The following is a 22,704-nucleotide window of genomic DNA, read 5'->3' on the forward strand; positions in this document are numbered from 1 at the left end:
AAATGATAGAGGGGGAAGCGCATAATGACGCACGTATCCGTGAATGAAAAAAAAGAGTTTATTCGTTGGTTTTTAAGTCATTACCAGCTCAAGCGCCGCGAATGTGTCTGGATTTTAAACTATTTAATGAGTCATGACCAGCTGATGCAAAAGGTTCATTTTGTGGAAAATGCCCAATATTGTCCGCGCGGCATCATTATGTCGACCCATTGTGTCGATGACGTTCCGTTTCGTTTTTACAAAGGTAATGTGATGACGACCGATGCGGAAAAATCGTTCCATGACATTCGTCTTAACCGCGATGAGGATATTTATATCCAGCTGAATTTCCGCGCTTCTTTTCATTCGCCGCAATATGTTGCCGTACTGGAAGAAAACCCGTATGCGCCGAAACAAGTGCATGTCAGCGAAAATGATCGGCGCTTGGCCGAACAATTTTTAGAAAAATCGCTGTATGAATTTCAGCGGAAACGGTTAATGAAGCTGATTGATGAGGCGTTAGACCGCCAAGATGAAGAAACATTCCGCCGTCTTGCCGAGGAGTTGAAAAAGTTATGAAACCTTGCTGTACGCAAGGTTTTTCTTTTGCCAAAAAATATGGTATGGTGATAGGGGAAATGAACTTTCGAAAAAAGGAGAGTACATATGAAGTGGACAGCAGCGGATGTGGAACTGTATCAAAAAGAAAAAGATTATATTGACACGGCGCTTATTCCGCTTATTCCTATTACGATGGACGATGGCGCCAAGACGGCTGCTTCTGGGGGAGAGTTTGTGCAGCTTGTTGCCGGGGAATTGGAGCGGCAATTAAAAGGGAGAGTGTTTTTGTTTCCGCCATTTTCCTATTTCCTGAGCGAATCGAAACCATTGCTTGTGGAAAGGCTGACGGATTGGACAAGCCTGCTAATGAAACAAGGAATGAAATATGTGTTTTATGTTACATGTGACCGCGCATGGAAAGAGCAGGAAACAGCGATTTCGGACAGATTGTGGCTCGTTCCGGCCGTTCCGTTGGAAAATATGGACGAATCGTATAAGTACGATCTGGTCCGTGACCAGACATCGGGACTGCTTCGCTTTTTTATTTCACAATGGTCTTGAGGCAGCGAGGAAGAAAGTTGGCAGGTTAAAGCATCGACGATATTGACCTTATCCGCCGATTGAGCTATCATTAGAATGTCCTAGTTTTCTATTGTGTTATACAATACTGTCCGGATGGACTTCATTTTGTATAGAGGGGGGAAGACGATGAGTGACAAACATCGCGTAACGAGACGCCAATTTTTGAACTATACGCTAACTGGCGTAGGCGGCTTTATGGCTGCTGGGATTTTTATGCCGATGCTCCGTTTTGCCGTTGATCCGATTTTAAAGGATGAAGCGGGAACGGACATGGTAGCGGTAGCGGATGTAAAGGACATTACGACGGAACCAAAGCGTTTTGATTTCAAAGTAAAAATAAAAGACGCTTGGTATGAGTCGGAAGAACCGAGATCCGCATGGGTGTATAAAAATGACAAAGGAGAAATCGTTGCTCTGTCTCCGATTTGTAAGCACCTTGGATGTACGGTAGACTGGAATACGGATAAAGAGCATCCGAACCAATTTTTCTGTCCTTGCCATTACGGCCGTTACACAAAAGACGGCACGAACGTTCCGGGAACGCCGCCGATGCATCCGTTAGACCGTTATGAGTACAAGGTAAAAGACGGAAAATTATACTTAGGTAAAGCGAAACCACGAGGGGAGGCGTAATACGTGTTAAACAAACTTTATGACTGGGTTGACGAACGTTTGGATATTACGCCTTTGTGGCGGGATATCGCTGACCATGAAGTTCCGGAACATGTAAACCCGGCCCACCACTTTTCCGCGTTCGTTTACTGTTTTGGCGGATTAACGTTTTTTGTTACGGTCATTCAAATTTTGTCCGGAATGTTTTTAACAATGTATTACGTTCCGGATATTAAAAACGCTTGGGAATCGGTTTATTACTTGCAAAATGAAGTGGCGTTCGGCCAAATCGTGCGCGGTATGCATCACTGGGGCGCAAGCCTTGTTATTGTCATGATGTTTTTACATACATTGCGCGTCTTTTTCCAAGGTGCATACAAAAAGCCACGTGAATTAAACTGGATCGTTGGCGTGCTTATCTTCATGGTCATGATGGGGCTTGGTTTTACCGGTTACCTGTTGCCATGGGATATGAAAGCGCTGTTTGCGACAAAAGTAGGTTTGCAAATCGCGGAAGCGACACCGGTAATCGGTTCGGCGATTAAAACGCTGCTTGCGGGAGATCCGGAAATTGTCGGAGCGCAAACATTGACAAGATTCTTTGCGATTCACGTTTTCTTCTTGCCTGCCGCATTGCTCGGTTTGATGGCAGCGCACTTTTTAATGATTCGCAGACAAGGTATTTCTGGTCCACTATGATTCGCTGAACGTTGCTAAGCGTAGAAAAAAGGAGGGAAACACGAAATGCATCGCGGTAAAGGAATGAAGTTTGTCGGCGATTCCCGCGTTCCCGCTGTGAGAAAGCCGAATATTCCAAAAGATTATTCGGAATATCCTGGGAAAACGGAAGCGTTTTGGCCGAACTTCCTATTAAAAGAATGGATGGTCGGTTCTGTCTTTTTAATTGGCTTTTTATGTTTGACGGTCGCCCATCCATCTCCATTAGAACGTATTGCTGACCCGACGGATACGGCATATGTTCCGCTTCCGGACTGGTATTTCTTGTTCCTGTATCAGTTGCTCAAATATTCGTATGCATCAGGTCCTTATACGGTGATCGGAGCAATTGTGATACCAGGTTTGGCATTCGGTTCGTTATTATTGGCGCCGTTTTTGGATCGCGGTCCGGAACGCCGTCCATGGAAGCGTCCGGTTGCTACCGGCATGATGCTGTTAACGCTTGCGTCAATGGTATATTTAACTTGGGAAGCCGTTGTGACACATGACTGGAAAAAAGCTGCTGAACAAGGGAAAATCCGTGCGGAAGTGGAAATTGACAAAAACGCCGAAGGGTATAAAATTGCCCAAGCTAACACATGTACGTCCTGCCACGGTGAAAACTTATCCGGCGGCGCGGCTGCCCCATCGCTTATTGGTACAGGTTTGAAGCCGGAAGAAATCGCGAAAATTGCGAAAGAAGGTAAAGGCGGCATGCCTCCGGGCGTTTTCAAAGGCACGGACGAAGAGTTGAAAAAACTCTCTGAATTCATTGCAGGATTAAAAGAGAAATAAACGGTTCATCACGAAAAAAGCTGGCTATGATTAGTCAGCTTTTTTCATCGTTTTAGCGCAGGAGACCCCCACTTCATCGAATGAGAAGGGCGGAGCCCAATGAGTAAGTGGGTGAGGAATGCGCCTTCCTCCTTTCTCTTCTAATATGCTATCATTAACTTATGGAGAAAACCGTTGGATCAGGCACTCCATCGACCACTCGATATAGGAGGTTGGTTGCAGAAATCGTTGCAACTGTAAAAGATCGGGCGTAATCTTCGCCGTCTGTTGTGTGTGGAAAATGAGTACTGCCAACAGACGAATCGGAACGAACCGATAGCGGTACAGGCATGCCCTGGATCGCTGGGCAGCTGTCAACCTGCCTAAAGTAACACCAAGTCAAGGAAGGAGATTTGTAAGAACCGCTTGCACTTCCGGGTAGTTACAAGCTCCCACTTCAAAAGCCTCTAGGCTTTAAGTGGTGGGTAGTTGACTCACGACAAGCATAGAGAGCAGGTGCATAGGAGTGAATTGGCTGTATCCGATATTGGTATATCGTCCATTTTTATGGTTTTTGCTGGCCGTCAATATTTTTGGAACCATTTACGGGTATATATGGTACCGTTATCAATTGGCAGAAACGCCGCCCATTTTTTTGCCATTTGTTCCCGATAGCCCGACGGCAAGCCTCTTTTTTTTGTTTGTTTTGCTCGCCTTTTTGTGCCGCCGCCATTTTCCTTTATTTGAAGCATTAGCGATCGTTACGTTGGTAAAGTACGGGATATGGGCGGTGGTGATGAACATATTGGTGTGGAAAGTGACAGGAGAGCTCGATGTAGTCGGTTGGATGTTAATGATCTCCCATGGAGCGATGGCGATAGAAGGAATGCTCTACGCGCCGTTTTATCGCTTTCGCGGCACGCATCTAGCGATTGCCGCAGTTTGGACGCTGCATAATGACATCATCGATTATGTGTTTGGAATGATGCCGCACTATAGCGTGCTGCAGCAATACGCTGACACCATCGGCTATTTTACGTTTTGGCTCAGCATTGTTTCGATTGCGGTTAGCTATCTATTATGTGTGCGAAAAAACCGTTTTGCCCTTCCGCTAAATTAATGGTCTACTCTTGTCCACTCCTTCATACATTGTAGTAGTTAATGGAGGAGGGACAAGGATGAAGCGAATATGGCTGCTTGCTTTGATTGTTCTCGTCTGTTTATTTCCATCGCTAAGCGATGCCGCCGAACAGGATGGCGGCTGGAAAAAACTAGATCACATTTCTGACCAAGCGCTGCGATTGGCGAAAAATGGACAATTTGAAGAAGCCAAAGAAGTGTTGCTCTATTTTTCCGAGCAGTTTTTTGCAACGAATGCGCGCGACCGGCTGAAATCAGCCGATGAACTCCGTGCCGTTACGATCACTCATGAAAACGCCCTGAAAACAGTTACCGCCTCTTCATTGCCGGCGGAAGAAAAAATCGATAAACTTACGCAGTTTCGTCTTGTTGTCGATGCCATTCATTCGAATCATCAGCCGCTTTGGTCGGAGATGGAGTCAACGGTGATGGAGACATTTGACCAGCTTGAGAAGGCGGTCGATCAAGAAAGGGATGAATCGTTTGCCGCTTCCCTCCGCAACTTTTTAAATCATTATGAGCTGATTGAACCGAGCGTCAAAATCGATGTGCCGGTTGAGGAAGCGAAAAAAATAGATAAAGACATAGAAATGTTACAAGCTCCCGCTTTTAGGCAACTAAGTCTCGAGGAGAAACACGAACGTTTAAAACAGATGCGTGAAGATTTGCAGTCGTTGTTTGACGATGTGAGAAAAGATGAAGCTGACCCGTCTTTAATATGGGTGATGATTTCGACAGGAGGAATTATTATATTGACGCTATCTTATGTAGGCTGGCGAAAATATCAAGGCGAGAAGGAAAAAAGTCGCACTCGCCAAAAAGAAGAGTAAAGGGGCATTGCGCCCCTTTTTTTATTGAATTTAACATGAATCGGTTTTTTGTATTCAATCAGTCTATGGTTCACTTCGTTGATCAGACATATCCAAAGCATATTGAATCAAGTAAATCGAGTGGTAGTTCAATGTTCAATCGGCTGTTTTCGTTCATCAAGCGTAAAGCCTTCGCCGAGCACATCGTGAACGTCTGTGACCGCCACAAACGCATGGGGATCGACGGAAATAATGACGCTTTTCAGACGCGGCAGTTCATTTTTCGCCACCACGCAGTACAACACATCGCGGTCGCGTTTCGTGTAAGAACCTTGCCCCTTTAAGATCGTGACACCGCGGTCCATTTCCGTCAAAATTCTGTTGGCGATTTCCTCGCTTTTTTCCGAAATAATCGTCGCTCCTTTTGCCGCATAGCCGCCTTCCTGCATAAAGTCAATGACGCGGGCCGCGATAAACACCGCCACAAGCGTATACATCGCCTCACGGTATGAAAGATACAGCAAGGAAAGGGTGATGACGACCACATCAAACGTAAACATCGTTTTTCCCATGCTGATTCCTTTATATTTATAGACGAGTCTGGCAATAATATCGACGCCGCCGGTCGTTCCGCCGTAGCGGAAAATGATGCCAAGGCCGACGCCGATAAAGACGCCGGCAAACAATGCGGCCAACGTCATATCGTGCTTCAGCGGCATATAAATGGTGTAACGCTGAAAAATCCAAAGAAAGAAGGAAACGGCAATTGTTCCGATAATCGTGTATAAAAACGTATGGCGGCCAAGCAATTTCCAGCCAATAAAAAAGAGAGGAATGTTTAATGCCAAGTTTGTATATGATGGATCAATGTCACACAAAAAGTAAAGCAGCAGCGTGATCCCAGTAAAGCCGCCTTCCGCTAAATTATTTTGCATGTTAAAATGGACAAGCCCAAACGCAAAAATCGCAGCGCCAAGCAAAATGAAAAGGATGTTTTTTATTTTTAGCCCGAAAATCATACATTCCCTCCGCATTCAGAGTAGTCGGCGCCCTTAATTATAGATGAAGTTGCTTATTTAGGCAATGCGGACAGGCAGCATGCGAAAATATTTGTCAAAAACGCTGCTTTTCGCTAACATGAAAACATGAGAGGTGACATTGATGCAGGAAAAGACGATGAAGCAGATGCAACAAGAGGTGGATGAATATATCAGTCAATTTAAAGAAGGGTATTTCAGCCCGCTGGCAATGCTGGCACGGCTGACGGAAGAGCTTGGCGAACTGGCGCGGGAAGTCAACCATTATTATGGAGAAAAGCCGAAAAAACAGACGGAAAAAGAAAAAACGGTGGCAGAAGAACTCGGCGATTTGTTATTCGTGCTCATTTGTTTTGCCAACTCTTTAAACATTGATTTAGAGCAGGCGCATGATATGGTGATGAAAAAGTTCCGCACCCGTGATAAAGACCGTTGGACACGAAAAGAGGAGGAGAAATAGGATGGAAACGATTCGCATTGCCATTGCCGGCCCGCGCGGTCGTATGGGGCGTGAAGCCGTTTGGCTTGTACAAAATACCGAGCATTTCCAGCTTGTCGGCGTCATTGACCGAAAAAATGATGGCGGAGACTTAGCGGACATCGAAGGATTTTCCGGCATCCATGCCCCGATTTATACGGATGCAGCCCGTTGCTTTGAAGAAGTCAAACCGGATGTACTCATCGATTTAACGACACCGGAGGCAGGAAAAAAACATACGGAAATCGCGCTTTGTTATGGGGTCCGTCCGGTTGTCGGCACGACCGGCTTTACGGATGAAGACATTGAACGGCTGACTGCATTGGCGGAAGAAAAAGAAATTGGCGCAATCATAGCTCCTAACTTTGCGGTCGGCGCGGTGCTAATGATGAAATTTGCGCAAATGGCGGCCAAGTATTTTGCCGATGTCGAGATTATTGAATTGCATCACGATCAAAAATTGGACGCTCCATCAGGAACGGCATTGAAAACAGCGCAGCTTATTTCTATGGTGCGTCCATCGAAAAAACAAGGACACCCTGATGAGAAAGAAACGCTTGCTGGGGCGCGCGGCGCAACATACGACGGCATTCCGATCCACAGCGTCCGGCTGCCGGGATTTGTCGCCCATCAGGAAGTGATTTTCGGCGGCAACGGCCAATCGTTAACGATTCGCCACGATTCTTTTCACCGCGGTTCGTTTATGTCAGGCGTAAAATTGTCTGTCGAGACGGTGATGAAGTTACATACGCTCGTATACGGGTTAGAACATATTATCGAGTAGCGTTGCTGCAGGCTGTCGAGAAACAATAAGCGAAAACGAGCGGGGGTGCTATCGTGAAAATCGCGTTAATCGCGCATGATAAAAAGAAAGAGGACATGATCGCATTTGTGACCGCCTATCAGCCGATATTGGAGCAGCATGAACTATATGCGACCGGCACAACCGGCCTTCGCATTCAAGAAGCAACCGGATTACACATCCATCGCTTTCAATCCGGTCCGTATGGAGGAGATCAGGAAATTGGCGCGATGATTGCCCGCAATGAAATGGATATGGTTATTTTTCTGCGCGATCCGCTTACGGCGCAGCCGCACGAACCGGATGTGAGCGCATTAATTCGTTTATGCGACGTATATTCCGTACCGCTGGCGACGAATATGGGAACGGCGGAAATTTTAATCAAAGGCTTAGAACGCGGCGATTTTGCGTGGCGCAATATTGTCCGTGGCAGAAAAGGTGAAGGAAATGAATGATCAGCTGCATATACTAGCGTTTGGCGCCCATCCCGATGATGTCGAAATCGGCATGGGCGGAACGATTGCGAAATACGCGGAGAAAGGCTACTGCATCGGTATTTGCGATTTGACGCTTGCCGAGCTGTCGTCCAACGGCACGGTCGAACAGCGGCAGCAGGAAGCGAACGATGCGGCGCGTATTTTAGGCGTTGCCACGCGAATCAACCTTGGGCTTCCCGATCGCGGCTTATATCCGACCGAGGAAGCAATTAAAAACATTGTTGCTGTCATCCGGCGCTATCGTCCGCTTGTAGTGTTTGCCCCTTACTGGGTCGATCGCCACCCGGACCATGGACATTGCGCCCGGCTTGTCGAAGAAGCGGTTTTTTCCGCCGGCATCCGCCGTTACCAAACGGAACCGGATTTGCCGGCACATCGCGTCGCCTCTGTCTATTATTACATGATTAACGCTTGGGAACGTCCGCATTTTGTTATTGATATTAGCGATACGATCGAGAAAAAAATCGCTAGTTTGCGCGCTTATGAAAGCCAATTTACAAAGACAGCGGGTTCGGTTGATACGCCGCTTACAAACGGTTATATTGAAACCATCGAAAGCCGTGAGCGCCTGTTCGGAAAAGAAGTCGGCGTTATGTTCGCCGAAGGCTTTTTCACGAAAAAGCCAATTCATATCCATGATTTGCTAGGAGTGTGACGATGAAGCTAAAAATAGGCATCGTTTGTTACCCGACTGTAGGGGGGTCGGGCGTTGTCGCCACGGAGTTGGGAAAACTGCTGGCGGAAAAAGGCCATGAAATTCACTTTATTTCTTCAAGTATGCCGTTTCGCCTAAACAAAATATACGGCAATATTTATTATCATGAAGTGAGCGTCAACCAATATTCCGTTTTTCAATACCCGCCGTACGATTTGGCGCTCGCTAACAAAATTGCCGAAGTGGCAAAACGCGAGCAGCTCGATGTGCTGCATGCCCATTATGCCGTTCCGCACGCCGTTTGCGCCGTGCTGGCGCGGCAGATGGTCGGCGGGAAATTAAAGATTGTCACGACATTGCATGGGACGGATATTACCGTTTTAGGGTACGATCCTTCGCTGAGCGATATGATTAAATTCGGCATTGAACAATCCGATGTCGTTACCGCCGTTTCCAACGCGCTCGTTCGGCAAACGTATGAACTGCTTGACGTGCAAAAGCCGATCCAAACTATCTATAATTTTGTTGATGAACGGGTATATTGCCGCAAAGATGTCAGTTACTTAAAAAAGGAGTACGGAATTGGCGAAAATGAAAAAGTGATCATTCATGTATCCAACTTTCGCAAAGTGAAACGGGTCCCTGAAGTCGTGCGCGCGTTCTCGCTTATTCGCAAACAGTTGCCGGCAAAGCTTTTGCTTGTTGGCGATGGCCCGGAAATGCCGGTCGTCTCCCGCCTTGTGGAAGAGCTTGGCCTTAACGAGGATGTGCGTTTTTTAGGAAAACAAGATAGGCTGGATGAATTATATTCGATTAGCGATGTAAAGCTGCTATTGTCCGAAAAAGAAAGTTTTGGCCTCGTGCTCCTTGAGGCAATGGCTTGCGGCGTGCCGTGCATCGGCACAACGATCGGCGGCATTCCGGAAGTGATTGAAGATGGGAAAACAGGGTTTTTATGCGAACTCGGCAATGTCGAAGAAATAGCAGAAAAAGCAATGCAGATTTTAACGGATCCACATCTTCATACATATATGGCCAAACAGGCGGTGCAAACCGTATATAAAAAGTTTCATTCGAGAGAAATTGTCGGGCAGTATGAAGATATTTATGTTTCGCTCGCAAAGAGGTGAGTCCATGAAAGAACCTTTTCAACAAGCGCTCGGCATCATTCGCCAGCTAAAACAGCACGGATATGAAGCGTATTTTGTCGGTGGGGCGGTGCGCGACCTTTTGCTCGGCCGGGAAATTGGCGACATCGATATCGCGACAAGCGCGCTGCCGCATGAAGTGATGAAACTGTTTCCGAAAACAATTGATATCGGTTCGCAGCACGGCACCGTCGTCGTTATTCATGACGGGACTCCGTATGAAGTGACGACGTTCCGCACCGACGGCGACTACGAAGACCACCGCCGGCCGGAATCGGTGATATTCGTCCGTTCTCTCTACGAAGATTTAAAGCGCCGCGATTTTACGATGAATGCGATTGCCATGGACGAAGAAGGAAAGCTGATCGATCCGTTTGGTGGACAAGATGCGATTAAAAAGCAGGTCATTTGCACCGTTGGCGAAGCAAAGCAGCGCTTTTCCGAAGACGCTTTACGAATGATGCGGGCGATCCGCTTTGTCAGCCAGCTCGGCTTTTCTCTTGCCGAGGAAACAAGGTGGGCGATTGTCGAAAACGCCCCGCTGCTTTCTCATATTTCGGTAGAGCGGATGACGATGGAATTTGAAAAGCTGCTTGAGGGACCGTTTGCCAGCCGCGGCTTGTCCTTGCTGGTTGAAACGGGGCTGTTTTCCTACTTGCCGCAGCTTCGTGATAAGGAGCATGAACTAAAGGCAGCGGCCGGCTATGATTGGAACTTGCTTGACTCGCGCGGGCAGCGCTGGGGGCTTTTGTGCCAAGTGCTGCAAATTGACGCTGCGAACGCCTTTTTGCGCGCTTGGAAACTGCCGAATCGACTGATTAAAGAAGTGGAGGCAGTGTTATCCATTTTGCGGGAGGTTCGTTCGTTTGGCGACTGGACGAAAGAGCGGCTATTTGCCTTTGGATTGGAACATGCCATTTCCGCGGAAACGGTCCGTTCGGTGATAAGCGGAGAGCCAGCCGAAAAGCATCGCCAAATATTAAACGAGATGTTTGCGGTTCTTCCGATTAAAACAAAAAACGAGCTGGCTGTAAGCGGAAAGGATTTGATTGAATGGTTCGAAAAACCGGGCGGCCCTTGGGTAAAAGAAATGCTTACCGCAATTGAGCACGCCGTGATTCATGGAGAAGTAGATAATCATAAGGAGCGGATTTACGAATGGCTCATGGATCGCAATCGGATACAAGAAAAAAATTATTAGAGCTATTTGCGGAAGCGAACGGCGATTTTATTTCCGGGCAAAAAATTAGCGAAATACTTGGCTGTTCGCGCGCCGCTGTGTGGAAGCATATCGAAGAGCTGCGCAAAGAAGGATTTGAACTCGAGGCGGTGCGCCGTCTCGGCTACCGGATCGTCAACACTCCCGATAAAGTGACCGCCAATGAAATTCAGCTCGGTCTCAAGACGAAAACGTTTGGTCATTTCGTTCATTTTGTGGAAGAAGTCGATTCCACGCAAAAAATTGCCTTAAAGCTTGCCTATGATGGGGCGAAAGAGGGAACGCTTGTTATTGCCGAGCAGCAGACAGCGGGGCGCGGCCGCATGGACCGCAAATGGTTTTCGCCAAAAGGGACGGGCATCTGGATGAGCCTTATTTTACGCCCGCCGATTCCACCGCAAAAGGCGCCGCAGCTGACGTTGTTAACCGCGGTAGCCATCTGCCAGGCGATTCAGCAAGTAACCGGCATGGTTCCTGATATTAAATGGCCGAACGATATTTTATTGAACGGCAAAAAATGTGTCGGCATTTTAACGGAGCTGCAGGCGGATCCGGACCGCGTTCATTCCGTCATTATCGGCATCGGCGTGAACGTCAACCAAACGATCGAGCAGTTTCCGGAGGACATTCGCTCCGTCGCGACATCGCTTGCTATTGAAAAGGGTGAACGGATCAAGCGCGCGCGGCTCGTGCAGGAAGTGTTGCTGCAGCTCGAGCGGTTGTACCATCAATATTTGCAGCATGGATTCCGTCCAATTAAGCTGTTATGGGAAGGATATGCCGTCAGCATCGGTAAAAAAATTACGGCGCGCACGTTAAACGGCTCCATAAAAGGAACCGCTCTCGGCATTACTGACGAGGGGCTGCTGATGCTTAAGGATGAAGACAATCATATCCATTATATTCATTCGGCCGATATTCAGCTATAAAATACCATCTAGAAAAGTTGTGACAATTTTGTTAAAATACAAACGAGCGAGGAAAAGGGCAGTATCTTTCGCGGAAGAACTGCACCGAACAACAAAGGAAACGGCAAAAAAAAATGCGATCTGCCTTGATCCTTAGAAGGACTGGGACAGAGGGATGAACTCAGCCGATGACGGTCAAGAATGTCCTTCTTTCTCAAGGTAGGGAAAGAAGGCTTTTTTGTTCGGTCGATTCATCTCCTCTGCAAAAAAAGAGGAGGGAATAAGTGGTGAAAACGAAAACGGACTTTCTGAAAATGAAAAAAACAAATGAGCCGATTGTCATGCTGACCGCCTATGATTTTCCGTCGGCAAAACTGGCGGAAGCGGCGGGAGTGGATATGATTTTAGTTGGTGATTCGCTCGGCATGGTCGTTTTAGGGTATGATTCGACGATTCCGGTTACCGTCGAAGACATGATTCACCATACGAAAGCGGTCCGCCGCGGCGCGCCGAATACGTTTATTGTCACCGATATGCCGTTTATGTCCTACCATTTATCGAGAGAAGAAGCGCTCCGCAATGCACAGCGGATCATGCAGCAGTCCGGGGCGAACGCCGTGAAGGTCGAAGGTGCGGACGATGTCGTTCAGGTGATTCGCGCCTTGACACAGGCGGGCGTTCCGGTCGTCGCCCATCTTGGTCTGACACCGCAGTCTGTTGGAGTGCTAGGCGGCTATAAAGTACAAGGAAAAGACGCGGAAAGCGCAAAAAAATTAATCGATGACGCTAAGCTTTGCGAACAGGCTGGCGCGATCGCGCTCGTATTGGAATGTGTGCCAAAGCAAATCGCCGCCGCCATTACTAGAGAACTGGAAATACCAGTCATTGGCATCGGCGCCGGCGATGAAGTCGACGGCCAAGTGCTCGTTTACCATGATATTCTTAGTTATGGAGTGGATCGGGTTCCGAAATTTGTGAAAAAATACGCCAATATTCAAGAGGCGATTACCCACGCGCTTGCCAATTACGTCGCTGACGTCAAACTGCGCCAGTTTCCGGAGCCGAGCCATATGTTTACGATGAAAGAAGAAGAGTGGATTGCGCTTTATGGAGGAAAACAATTATGATCGTGATAACAAAAATAAAAGATATGCAAACAGCTATGCAGCAATACCGACGCGAAGGAAAAACGATCGGCTTTGTCCCGACGATGGGCTATTTGCACGAAGGCCATGCTGCTTTAATCCAAAAAGCGCGTGAGGAAAATGACATCGTTGCTTTAAGCGTGTTTGTCAATCCGTTGCAGTTTGGACCAAATGAAGATTTCGAGCGCTATCCGCGCGATCTCGAACGCGATCAGCGCATCGCCAAAGAACATGGCGTCGATGTTTTCTTTTCTCCGGACGTCAAGGAGATGTATCCGCACCCGTTAAGCGTGCAAGTAGTCGTCAAAGAGCGGGTCGATGTCCTTTGCGGCAAATCGCGGCCAGGCCATTTTGACGGAGTGGCTACCGTGTTAACCAAATTGTTTCATATTGTGATGCCGGATCGCGCTTATTTTGGTTTGAAAGATGCCCAGCAAGTGGCGGTGGTGGACGGATTGATCCGCGATTTTCATTTTCCGATTGAATTAGTGGCGGTGCCGACCGTTCGCGAGGAAGACGGTCTTGCCAAAAGTTCCCGCAATGTTTATTTATCGCCGGAGGAACGAAAAGAGGCGCCAGCTTTATACAAAGCGCTGCTTCAGGCAAAAGCAGCCGTCGAAAACGGGGAAAGAAACGCAGAGGCAGTTTGTGCGTTAGTAAAACAATATATTCAAACCCACACTCGCGCCGAAATCGATTATGCGGAAATTTATTCTTATCCAGACTTAAAACCGCTCGAAACGCTCGCTGGAAAAGTGATCATTGCGGTGGCGGTCCGCTTTGCAAATGCGCGTCTGATCGACAACATTATCTTCGAAATAGCGTAATAGCCGGTTTCTAAGGAGGGATTTTATGTTCCGCACATTAATGAATGCGAAAATTCATCGTGCCCGTGTGACAGAAGCGAATTTAAATTATGTTGGCAGCATTACGATCGACGCTGATATTTTAGACGCCGTCGGCATGGTTGCTAATGAAAAAGTGCAAATCGTCAACAATAATAATGGATCGCGTTTTGAAACGTATATTATTCCCGGCGAGCGGGGCAGCGGGGTATTTTGTTTGAACGGGGCAGCCGCGCGCCTCGTGCAAGAGGGAGACATCATTATTGTCATTTCTTACGTCATGATTCCGGAGGAGAAAATCGCCCAGCACCGTCCGAAAATCGCCATTATGGATGAGAATAACCGCATCCAGCAGCTTATTGTCGAAGAGCCGGCGCATACGGTTTTATAAAGAAGGAGAGAGGGGCTATTTCGAAATAGGAAAGAGCCCCTTTCGTTACGCTTTTCATTGAGGTGACCACAAAAGATGCATGCACGTTTTGTCGTTATTGATTTAGAAACAACTGGAAACGTCCCCAAAAAAGGAGACCGCATTATTCAGCTTGGAATGGTTGTGGTCGAAAACGGAAAAATTGTCAACCGTTTCTCTAGCTTTTTTAATCCCGACCGGACGATCCCCTCATTTGTTCAACAATTAACAAATATTAACGAACAAATGGTGGAAAACGCGCCAAGTTTTGCCGAAAAAGCGGCGGAAGTAGTCGATATACTGCAGCGGTCTTATTTTGTTGCCCATAACGTTTCTTTTGATTTGCCTTTTTTACAAGAAGAGTTGCAAATGGCCGGCTTGCCGCTCTTTACCGGCCCAACTATTGATACGGTGGAATTGGCCCGTATCGTGCTGCCGACAGCAGAGAGCTATAAATTAGGCGATTTGGCCAAACTACTCGATATTACTCATGATCATCCCCATCAAGCGGACAGCGATGCCGAAGTAACAGCAAAGCTGCTGTTAAAGCTGCTCGATCGTCTGCACCAGCTTCCGCTTATAACGCTGCAGCAGCTAAAGCGCTTGTCGCCTTATTTGAAAAGCGATTTGTATTCGCTGCTCGATGGCATCATTATGGAAAAAATGGCAACGTTAGCGAACGAACCGCCACATATATTTTACCGCGGCATTGCGCTAAAAAAACTTGAGTCTGTGCCGGAAAAAGAAAAAGATTCCCATCCGCCGGCGTCTTTTACTGCGTTTTATGCCGGTCCGCAATGGCTCCCGCTCGATCATTACGAAAGGCGGGACGGGCAGTGGGAGATGATGAAGCTTGTTTATGAAGCGTTCGATGCCTCCCAGCACGCTTTAATCGAAGCGGGCACGGGAATTGGCAAATCGCTTGCATATTTAATTCCAAGCGCTTTTTTTGCCTACGAGCAGCAAAAACGGGTCGTTATTAGCACACATACGCTGCAACTGCAGCAGCAGCTTTTAGAGCGGGATATTCCGCTTTTAAACAAGATCGTTCCCTTTTCGCTGCGCGTCGCGGTGCTAAAGGGAAAGCGCAACTACCTTTCCGTCGACAAGTTCATTGCCTTTTTGCGCGAACCTCATTCAACGTATGATGTGGTGTTATTGAAATGTCAGCTGCTTGTTTGGTTAACGCAGACGGAGACAGGGGATATAGATGAACTGAATGTCTCGTCCGGCGCGCGCTTATTTTGGCCGTCTTTATGCATCGATGACGAGGACAGCGGCAGTAAATATAATTTCTTTTTACGGGCAAAACAGCGTGCGGAAGAAGCTCATATCGTGATCACCAATCATGCGTTTTTATTGCATGATCTCATTTCTTCCGCTCCGCTTCTTCCGGCGTATGACCATATGATCATTGATGAAGCGCATCATTTAGAAGAGGTAGCGTCGCATTATTTCGGACAGCAGGTCGACTATGTTTCCATCCGGCTGTTGTTGACGAAAATCGGAAAAGCGAGTGAAAATGGTTCATTGGCCAAATTAATGAAGCTGTTTACAGAGCAGCATTGGCATGCAGAAGATGCGTTTTTGCGCTGCGAGCACCTTTTGCAGGAGATGCAGTTTGAATGCGATGAATTGTTCCGCCTGCTGCGCCGCTATGCGTTAGAAAGAAAAACGGCGAGATCGGGGCGCTGCCGTTACCGTTTTGCGCCAGAAAAGGAAGGCGGACGACAGTGGAGCGCCGTGAAAGAATTATGCTGGCGCATTCGCGGCCATATGGCGGAATTGGCGGAGGAAGCAAAGCGATTGCAGTCGATATGCAATGAACAAACGCCATCGTCTAGACGAGTCAGCTCAATTTCGTATTTTTCCGATGTTTCTGCTTTGCAGCAACGGATTGACGCCTTGTTCGATTTGCTTGAAAGCGACGATCCGATGGTGGTGCGCTGGATCGAAGCGGAAGAAAAGGGGGCGGCAAACGCCACGGCCCTGTATTCGCAGCCTATTCAGCTGGATGAATTTTTTGCCGAGCGCCTGTTTATGGCGAAAAAAAGCGTTGTGCTTACGTCCGCAACGTTAACGGTCGGCGGCAGTTTTGCCTATATAGTATCGCGGCTTGGCCTCAACGATTTTTATCCGCTTTGCCGCGCGATTCCGTCTCCTTTCTCGTATAGAGAACAGGCGGTTTTAATGATTCCGACCGATTTGCCAGCCATTTCTTCCACCACCTTGGAAAAGTATGCTGAAGCCGTTGCGGACGGGGTGGGAAAAATTGCAAGAAACATAAAAGGAAAAATGCTTGTGCTTTTTAATTCTTATGAATTGCTGAAATTAACGGCAGCGGCGATGAAGATGGAGGAACGGAATGAAGATTTTGTTCTCATTGCCCAAGGGGTGCAAAGCGGGAGCGCAGCAAAATTGACAAGAACGTTTCAGCAGTTCGACCATGCGATTTTATTTGGGACAAGCAATTTCTGGGAAGGAGTCGACTTGCCGGGCGACGAGCTGACGATCGTAGTGATCGTTCGTCTGCCGTTTGCGCCGCCGGATGACCCAGTGATGGAGGCAAAAAGCGAACACATTCGCGCCGTAGGCGGAGACCCTTTTTATGAATTATCTCTCCCAGAAGCGATTCTTCGCTTTAAACAAGGATTCGGCAGGCTTATCCGCACGGAAAAGGATAAAGGGGCGGTCTTTGTCTTTGACCGTCGCCTCACCACCGCGTCATACGGAAAATACTTCCTGAACTCGCTGCCACCCCTGGATATTTGCGAAGATTCGCTTGATCGGCTGCTGCAAAAACTTGAAACATGGCTTTGATAAATATCAAAAAAATAGCGCAATCTATAGCTAGATTGACCGATGTGCAATTCGCAAAAATGAATCAAAAAAGCGCCTTGTCGCTAGAGCAGCAAGGCGCTTGCGAAATGGATTTTGGTGGTGTAGGCGGGAAAATTTTTTATGAAATAAACAGGCAAACTTGTTATAATAGTGAAGAAGCACAACATATGTGTTTGTTGTATTTGTATTGTTGCCGTTCACGACGGCCTGTATAAGTAACAAAATTTGTGTCACACAGGAGGAAACGACGTAAATGGAAAGTAAAATCGAAGTGCTCGCTACCGTCAAAATTCAACATTCGGACGATTTGTACAAAATCGTCGATTGCTTAAACCGGACGTTAAAGCGCAATAATTTTATGTTTGGGCTTGCTTTAGATGAAAACGATAAAAGCAAGGCGGTTTTTACGATCTATCGTACGTAGTGAGATGTGATGGCAATGAAAAAATGGATGATTTTGCTTATTATTTTTTTGTGTCTTGCCATTTGGCAGGCATTTTCCGTTTATCAAGATGCGCTTTGGCAAAAGCAATCCATGGAAGCGAAAGCGCTCGAGCGAGCTAAAGAAAAAGTCGCCTTTACAAAGATTGACCGTACTTATACATACCATGGGGACGAGGCGTATGTCGTTTTCGTCGGCAAGACGAAACAAGGGAAAAAATATGTCGTCTGGGTTCCGGAGAAAAAAGGAAAGATCGTCATCAAACGGGCGGGAAGCGGCCTTACGGAAGCGGAGGCGATCGCTGCATTAAAGGCAGAGCGCCAGCCGAAAAAAATTATTTCCGCCAAGCTTGGCATGGAAAAGGGAGTGCCTCTTTGGGAGTTAACATATATCGATCAATACGGCCGTTATTCATTTTATTATATGAGTTTTACGGACGGAACATTTCTCAAGAGGTACAGTTTTCAACAATGAACGAATTAGGGGGAAGAAACGATGAAATTGGCAAAACGAGTTGCTTCACTCACACCATCGGCAACATTGGCGATTACGGCAAAAGCGAAAGAACTAAAGGCAGCCGGTTATGACGTCATCGGCCTTGGAGCGGGTGAGCCGGATTTTAACACACCGCAGCATATTATCGACGCAGCGGTAAAGGCGATGAATGAAGGGCATACGAAATACACGCCATCGGGCGGTCTGCCGGCGTTAAAAGCGGAAATTATCAAAAAATTTGCCGAGGATCAGCAGCTTCACTATGAACCTTCGGAAATTATTGTCTGCGTTGGCGCCAAACATGCGCTATATACGTTGTTTCAAGTGATTTTAGACGAAGGGGATGAAGTGATCATCCCGACGCCGTATTGGGTCAGCTATCCGGAGCAAGTCAAGCTTGCCGGCGGCGTTCCCGTTTACGTCGAGGGGCTGGAAGAAAATCAATTTAAAATCACGCCGGAACAGTTAAAAGCGGCTATTACGGAGCGGACAAAAGCGGTGATCATCAACTCGCCAAGCAATCCGACGGGAATGATTTATACAGAAGAGGAGCTGAAAGCGCTCGGCGAAGTTTGCCTAGAACATGGCATTTTGATCGTATCCGATGAAATTTATGAGAAATTGGTGTACGGAAACGCCAAACACGTATCGATTGCGCAATTGTCGCCGGAGTTAAAAGCGCAAACGATCATCATTAATGGCTTGTCCAAATCGCATTCGATGACGGGATGGCGGATTGGCTATGCGGCCGGAAACAAAGAAATTATCAAGGCGATGACCGACCTTGCCAGCCACAGCACGTCCAACCCGACATCGATTGCCCAATACGCAGCGATTGCCGCATACAGTGGTCCGCAAGAGCCGGTTGAAGAAATGCGCCAAGCGTTTGAAGAGCGGCTGAACATTATTTATGAGAAACTCGTGCAAATTCCGGGATTTGCTTGCGTGAAACCGCAAGGAGCATTTTATTTGTTCCCGAACGCGCGCGAGGCGGCGCAAATGGCGGGCTATAATACGGTAGACGAATTTGTTGCCGCACTGTTGGAAGAGGCGAAGGTAGCGCTTGTTCCAGGATCGGGATTCGGCGCTCCAGACAATGTCCGCTTGTCATATGCCACTTCGCTCGATGTATTGGAAAAAGCAGTCGAACGCATCAAACAATTTATGGAAAACAAACTGCAGCGTGCATAAATAAAGCGGCTTTGCTTCCGGCAAAGCCGCTTTTTTGTTGCCTCTATTTTTGTCGAAATGTATAATATTGAATGATTGTACATACATTGCGTTCGAACAGATGTTGGAGGGAAATGTACGTGAAAACGACGATTGCAGAAGTAAAAAATTATGTTGGACAAGAAGTCACGATCGGCGCTTGGCTGGCTAACAAGCGTTCGAGCGGCAAAATCGCCTTTTTGCAGTTGCGCGATGGAACCGGCTTTATTCAAGGCGTTGTCGAAAAATCAAAAGTAACGGAAGAGGTTTTTCAAATCGCCAAATCGATTACCCAAGAAACATCGCTATACGTAACAGGAACGGTGCGTGTCGACGAACGTTCTCCGTTTGGGTATGAACTTTCAGTGACCAATTTAGAAATTATTCATGAGGCTGTTGATTATCCGATTACCCCAAAAGAGCACGGCGTAGAGTTTTTAATGGATCATCGTCATCTTTGGCTGCGCTCGCGCCGCCAGCATGCGATTATGAAAATCCGCAATGAAGTAATTCGCGCTACGTATGAATTTTTTAATGATCGCGGCTTTGTGAAAATCGACCCGCCGATTTTAACCGGTAGCGCGCCGGAAGGAACAACCGAGCTGTTCCATACGAAATATTTTGATGAAGATGCGTATTTGTCGCAAAGTGGTCAGCTGTATATGGAAGCGGCGGCGATGGCGCTCGGCAAAGTATTTTCCTTTGGCCCGACGTTCCGCGCCGAAAAATCAAAAACGCGCCGTCATTTAATTGAGTTTTGGATGGTTGAACCGGAAATGGCGTTTTACGAATTTGAAGATAATCTCAAACTGCAAGAGGAATACGTATCATATATCGTTCAATCTGTTTTGAAACATTGCGAGCTGGAGTTAAAACGGCTAGAACGCGACACGACGAAACTCGAGCCGATCAAGCCGCCGTTCCCGCGCATCACGTATGATGAAGCGATTCAACTGTTGCATGAAAAAGGGTTTAACGACATTCAGTGGGGCGACGATTTTGGTGCACCTCATGAAACAGCGATTGCCGAAAGCTTCGATAAGCCTGTATTTATTACGCATTATCCGACGAGCTTAAAGCCGTTTTATATGCAGCCGGATCCAAACCGTCCGGAAGTCGTATTATGCGCGGATTTAATTGCCCCGGAAGGATACGGAGAAATTATCGGCGGTTCCGAGCGGATTCACGATTATGAATTGTTAAAACAGCGCCTCGAAGAGCATCACCTGCCGCTGGATGCGTACAAATGGTATTTAGAGCTGCGGCAATACGGTTCCGTGCCGCATTCTGGATTCGGCCTTGGACTTGAACGCACGGTCGCCTGGATTTGCGGCGTCGAACACGTTCGCGAAACGATTCCGTTTCCGCGTTTGCTCAATCGCCTTTATCCATAAGAAAAACCCCCGAGAAAAAGGGGGTTTTTTCATCCAGTTAATGTTATACTATAGTTGAGGTGCATCCGCATGGATAAAAAGAAAATAGCCGAATGGCTGGCGCAAGGAAGCGTCGCCGTTCCAAAATTATTGTTGAATCATTATAAGTATCTTGGTTTGTCGGAAGGGGAGTTCGTGCTATTATTACATATGCATTCTTTTATCGAAGACGGTGTTTTATTTCCTACTCCGGCCGAGCTGGCTGAAAAAATGACCGCTGCCCCTTCTGAATGCATGGAAATGCTCCGCAAATTGCTGCAAAAAGGATTTATTGCCATTGAGGAGCATACGGATGAACGGGGAATCCGCAGTGAAAAGTATTCGTTGCAGCCGCTTTGGGAACAGCTTGTGCAATATTTATACACCGAGTGGGCAAAAGAAGAAAGGCAAGACCGGCAAGAGGAAGAGGAAAGCTTATATACCGTGTTTGAACAAGAGTTTGGCCGGCCGCTTTCTCCGTTTGAATGTGAAACATTATCAATGTGGATTGACCAAGACGGACATAGCCCGCAGATTATTAAAGCGGCGCTTCGCGAAGCTGTGCTGTCTGGAAAATTGAATTTCCGCTACATCGACCGCATTTTATTTGAGTGGAAAAAGAATGGAATTCGTACGATCGAGCAGGCGCAACATTATGGCAAAAAATTTCGCAAACATCAGCAGTCCGCTCGATCAACGAAGACAGCGGTGAGTGAATATAAACAAACCATTCCTTTTTTTAACTGGCTGGAATCTTAGCGAGAGGCATTGTCTCTCGTTTTTCTTTGGAAATAGAAAGGAGAAATGACCGTGCTGACGAAACAGCAAATTCGCTACTGTTTAGATAAGATGGGGGAAATGTTTCCGAACGCGCATTGCGAGCTCGTGCACCGCAACCCGTTTGAACTGTTAATCGCTGTTGTTTTATCCGCGCAATGCACCGACGCCTTAGTCAATAAAGTGACGAAGCATTTATTTGAGAAGTATAAGACTCCCGAAGATTATGTTGCAGTGCCGCTCGAGGAGCTAGAGCAAGATATTCGTTCGATCGGTTTGTACCGCAACAAAGCGAAAAATATTCAAAAGTTATGCGTGATGTTAATCGAGAAATATAACGGCGAGGTGCCAAAAGACCGCGATGAGCTGATGAAACTGCCGGGAGTAGGTCGAAAAACGGCAAATGTAGTCGTTTCGGTCGCTTTCGGCATCCCAGCCATCGCCGTCGATACACATGTTGAGCGCGTCAGCAAGCGCCTCGGTTTTTGCCGCTGGAACGATTCCGTCTTGGAGGTCGAAAAAACGTTAATGAAAAAAATTCCGAAAGAAGAATGGTCCATTACCCATCATCGCATGATTTTCTTCGGCCGTTATCATTGCAAAGCGCAGTCGCCGCAATGCCATGTTTGTCCGCTTCTTGATTTATGCCGGGAAGGGAAAAAGAGAATGCGAAAGAGGGATGAAAGCAGTGCAGGTGCCAAATGAATTTGCCCACCCGTTGTTTTTTCGCGAGGGAGAAGTGCTCGAAGCCAAAGAAGAACTGGCTTTTCCGCAGATGATGAAAACCGTGCCCTTTTATTATGACATAACGGCGCGCAAGCCGCTTCCATGGGATCATATCGAGCAATCGATTCCGGCGGTGCTGCAATTATGGAACGAGGAAAAAGCAACATTGGAACATTGCTTTGCCAGACGCGACCGCCGCGCCGCCCGTCAGCCGATGATCCGCGGACTTTCCTATTTGCTTTCTTGTTTGTTTTGGCTTAACGGAAAGAGAGTAAGCAATGTGCGGCATTGGCAAGAAGAAATCCGTGCCTTGCCGGTTATACCGGTAAACTGTTTAGAACGGCTGCAGTTTATTTTTGACCGCTGCGATGTATATCATTCGTTTATTCAACTGTGTGAACTGTTTGAAGAAACGGCGAAGTTGGCATACAAACAAATAGCGATAAACAAAAGGATGACTCGGTAAGCGAGCCATCCTTTTGTTA

General features: G+C 47.2%; 26 protein-coding genes. 25 read left to right on the forward strand and 1 reads right to left on the reverse strand.

The genetic code is table 11. From position 1 onward, the window contains the following. Positions 1-24 precede the first annotated feature (24 nt). From AC1WMD_RS13875 to ypjB, 7 genes are all read left to right on the forward strand, one after another. Positions 25-558 carry a ReoY family proteolytic degradation factor gene (locus tag AC1WMD_RS13875; protein ID WP_043905251.1) on the forward strand — a complete coding sequence of 178 codons (534 nt, stop codon included), beginning with the start codon at positions 25-27 and terminating at the stop codon, positions 556-558. Positions 559-645: 87 nt separating this feature from the next. After that, positions 646-1,101, forward strand: a complete 456-nt coding sequence (locus tag AC1WMD_RS13880; RefSeq protein WP_043905250.1) for a YpiF family protein — start codon at positions 646-648, stop codon at positions 1,099-1,101. A 147-nt stretch (positions 1,102-1,248) separates the two neighbouring features. Then, the gene (locus AC1WMD_RS13885; RefSeq protein WP_043905249.1) at positions 1,249-1,755 is read left to right on the forward strand and encodes a QcrA and Rieske domain-containing protein; all 507 of its coding nucleotides are present in this window, start codon (positions 1,249-1,251) and stop codon (positions 1,753-1,755) included. A gap of 3 nt (positions 1,756-1,758) precedes the next feature. Then, positions 1,759-2,433: a menaquinol-cytochrome c reductase cytochrome b subunit gene (qcrB, locus tag AC1WMD_RS13890; protein WP_043905248.1), complete on the forward strand. Its 675-nt coding sequence runs from the start codon at positions 1,759-1,761 to the stop codon at positions 2,431-2,433. 45 nt (positions 2,434-2,478) lie between these two features. Beyond that, positions 2,479-3,246, forward strand: a complete 768-nt coding sequence (locus AC1WMD_RS13895; RefSeq protein WP_043905247.1) for a menaquinol-cytochrome c reductase cytochrome b/c subunit — start codon at positions 2,479-2,481, stop codon at positions 3,244-3,246. Between the two features lie 505 nt (positions 3,247-3,751). After that, complete coding sequence (gene lhaT / locus AC1WMD_RS13900) at positions 3,752-4,345, forward strand: lipoprotein heptaprenylglyceryl N-acetyltransferase LhaT (RefSeq protein WP_043905246.1); 594 nt, start codon at positions 3,752-3,754, stop codon at positions 4,343-4,345. 58 nt (positions 4,346-4,403) lie between these two features. Beyond that, positions 4,404-5,195, forward strand: coding sequence for a sporulation protein YpjB (gene ypjB, locus AC1WMD_RS13905; protein ID WP_043905245.1), 792 nt, complete (start codon positions 4,404-4,406; stop codon positions 5,193-5,195). A 128-nt stretch (positions 5,196-5,323) separates the two neighbouring features. Here the strand turns inward: ypjB and AC1WMD_RS13910 are convergent, their stop codons facing one another. After that, positions 5,324-6,193: a YitT family protein gene (locus tag AC1WMD_RS13910; RefSeq protein ID WP_043905244.1), complete on the reverse strand. Its 870-nt coding sequence runs from the start codon at positions 6,191-6,193 to the stop codon at positions 5,324-5,326. A gap of 142 nt (positions 6,194-6,335) precedes the next feature. On the opposite strand from AC1WMD_RS13910, the gene AC1WMD_RS13915 reads away from it, so the two are divergent. The 18 genes from AC1WMD_RS13915 (at position 6,336) to AC1WMD_RS14000 (ending at position 22,685) form a co-directional block, all read left to right on the forward strand. Continuing rightward, the gene (locus AC1WMD_RS13915; protein WP_043905243.1) at positions 6,336-6,671 is read left to right on the forward strand and encodes a nucleotide pyrophosphohydrolase; all 336 of its coding nucleotides are present in this window, start codon (positions 6,336-6,338) and stop codon (positions 6,669-6,671) included. A gap of 1 nt (position 6,672) precedes the next feature. Beyond that, a complete protein-coding gene (gene dapB, locus AC1WMD_RS13920; RefSeq protein WP_043905242.1) occupies positions 6,673-7,473 on the forward strand; it encodes a 4-hydroxy-tetrahydrodipicolinate reductase in 801 nt (266 codons plus the stop codon). 53 nt (positions 7,474-7,526) lie between these two features. Beyond that, positions 7,527-7,946 carry a methylglyoxal synthase gene (gene mgsA, locus AC1WMD_RS13925; RefSeq protein ID WP_043905241.1) on the forward strand — a complete coding sequence of 140 codons (420 nt, stop codon included), beginning with the start codon at positions 7,527-7,529 and terminating at the stop codon, positions 7,944-7,946. Beyond that, on the forward strand, positions 7,939-8,643 hold the full coding sequence (gene bshB1, locus AC1WMD_RS13930) for a bacillithiol biosynthesis deacetylase BshB1 (RefSeq protein ID WP_494257634.1): 705 nt from the start codon (positions 7,939-7,941) through the stop codon (positions 8,641-8,643). The genes mgsA and bshB1 overlap by 8 nt, the downstream gene beginning before the upstream one ends. 2 nt (positions 8,644-8,645) lie before the next feature. Then, on the forward strand, positions 8,646-9,773 hold the full coding sequence (gene bshA / locus AC1WMD_RS13935) for an N-acetyl-alpha-D-glucosaminyl L-malate synthase BshA (protein ID WP_494257636.1): 1,128 nt from the start codon (positions 8,646-8,648) through the stop codon (positions 9,771-9,773). A 4-nt stretch (positions 9,774-9,777) separates the two neighbouring features. After that, positions 9,778-10,992: a CCA tRNA nucleotidyltransferase gene (locus AC1WMD_RS13940; protein WP_494257637.1), complete on the forward strand. Its 1,215-nt coding sequence runs from the start codon at positions 9,778-9,780 to the stop codon at positions 10,990-10,992. Next, positions 10,950-11,939, forward strand: coding sequence for a biotin--[acetyl-CoA-carboxylase] ligase (locus AC1WMD_RS13945; protein WP_043905237.1), 990 nt, complete (start codon positions 10,950-10,952; stop codon positions 11,937-11,939). The genes AC1WMD_RS13940 and AC1WMD_RS13945 overlap by 43 nt, the downstream gene beginning before the upstream one ends. Positions 11,940-12,205: 266 nt before the next feature. Next, entirely contained in the window at positions 12,206-13,045 is an 840-nt protein-coding gene (panB, locus tag AC1WMD_RS13950) for a 3-methyl-2-oxobutanoate hydroxymethyltransferase (RefSeq protein WP_494257638.1), read from the forward strand. Next, positions 13,042-13,890 carry a pantoate--beta-alanine ligase gene (gene panC / locus AC1WMD_RS13955; RefSeq protein WP_043905236.1) on the forward strand — a complete coding sequence of 283 codons (849 nt, stop codon included), beginning with the start codon at positions 13,042-13,044 and terminating at the stop codon, positions 13,888-13,890. Before panB ends, panC begins: the two co-directional genes overlap by 4 nt. 25 nt (positions 13,891-13,915) lie before the next feature. Next, positions 13,916-14,299: an aspartate 1-decarboxylase gene (gene panD / locus AC1WMD_RS13960; RefSeq protein WP_494257639.1), complete on the forward strand. Its 384-nt coding sequence runs from the start codon at positions 13,916-13,918 to the stop codon at positions 14,297-14,299. A 75-nt stretch (positions 14,300-14,374) separates the two neighbouring features. Next, entirely contained in the window at positions 14,375-17,137 is a 2,763-nt protein-coding gene (dinG, locus tag AC1WMD_RS13965) for an ATP-dependent DNA helicase DinG, 3'-5' exoribonuclease type (protein WP_494257641.1), read from the forward strand. A gap of 274 nt (positions 17,138-17,411) precedes the next feature. Next, complete coding sequence (locus AC1WMD_RS13970) at positions 17,412-17,582, forward strand: YpmA family protein (protein WP_070104937.1); 171 nt, start codon at positions 17,412-17,414, stop codon at positions 17,580-17,582. A gap of 15 nt (positions 17,583-17,597) precedes the next feature. Then, the gene (locus tag AC1WMD_RS13975) at positions 17,598-18,074 is read left to right on the forward strand and encodes a cell wall elongation regulator TseB-like domain-containing protein (RefSeq protein WP_494257642.1); all 477 of its coding nucleotides are present in this window, start codon (positions 17,598-17,600) and stop codon (positions 18,072-18,074) included. Positions 18,075-18,095: 21 nt separating this feature from the next. Beyond that, positions 18,096-19,286 (forward strand): pyridoxal phosphate-dependent aminotransferase, encoded by a 1,191-nt coding sequence (locus AC1WMD_RS13980; protein WP_494257644.1) that lies wholly within the window; start codon positions 18,096-18,098, stop codon positions 19,284-19,286. A gap of 119 nt (positions 19,287-19,405) precedes the next feature. Further along, positions 19,406-20,698: an asparagine--tRNA ligase gene (asnS, locus tag AC1WMD_RS13985; protein ID WP_043905230.1), complete on the forward strand. Its 1,293-nt coding sequence runs from the start codon at positions 19,406-19,408 to the stop codon at positions 20,696-20,698. A gap of 69 nt (positions 20,699-20,767) precedes the next feature. Next, a complete protein-coding gene (locus tag AC1WMD_RS13990) occupies positions 20,768-21,475 on the forward strand; it encodes a DnaD domain-containing protein (protein ID WP_043905229.1) in 708 nt (235 codons plus the stop codon). 51 nt (positions 21,476-21,526) lie between these two features. Next, entirely contained in the window at positions 21,527-22,198 is a 672-nt protein-coding gene (nth, locus tag AC1WMD_RS13995; protein WP_043905228.1) for an endonuclease III, read from the forward strand. Then, on the forward strand, positions 22,173-22,685 hold the full coding sequence (locus AC1WMD_RS14000) for a YpoC family protein (protein ID WP_088124180.1): 513 nt from the start codon (positions 22,173-22,175) through the stop codon (positions 22,683-22,685). The genes nth and AC1WMD_RS14000 overlap by 26 nt, the downstream gene beginning before the upstream one ends. Positions 22,686-22,704 lie beyond the last annotated feature (19 nt).

This window comes from Parageobacillus sp. NEAU-HV-2, assembly GCF_059115485.1.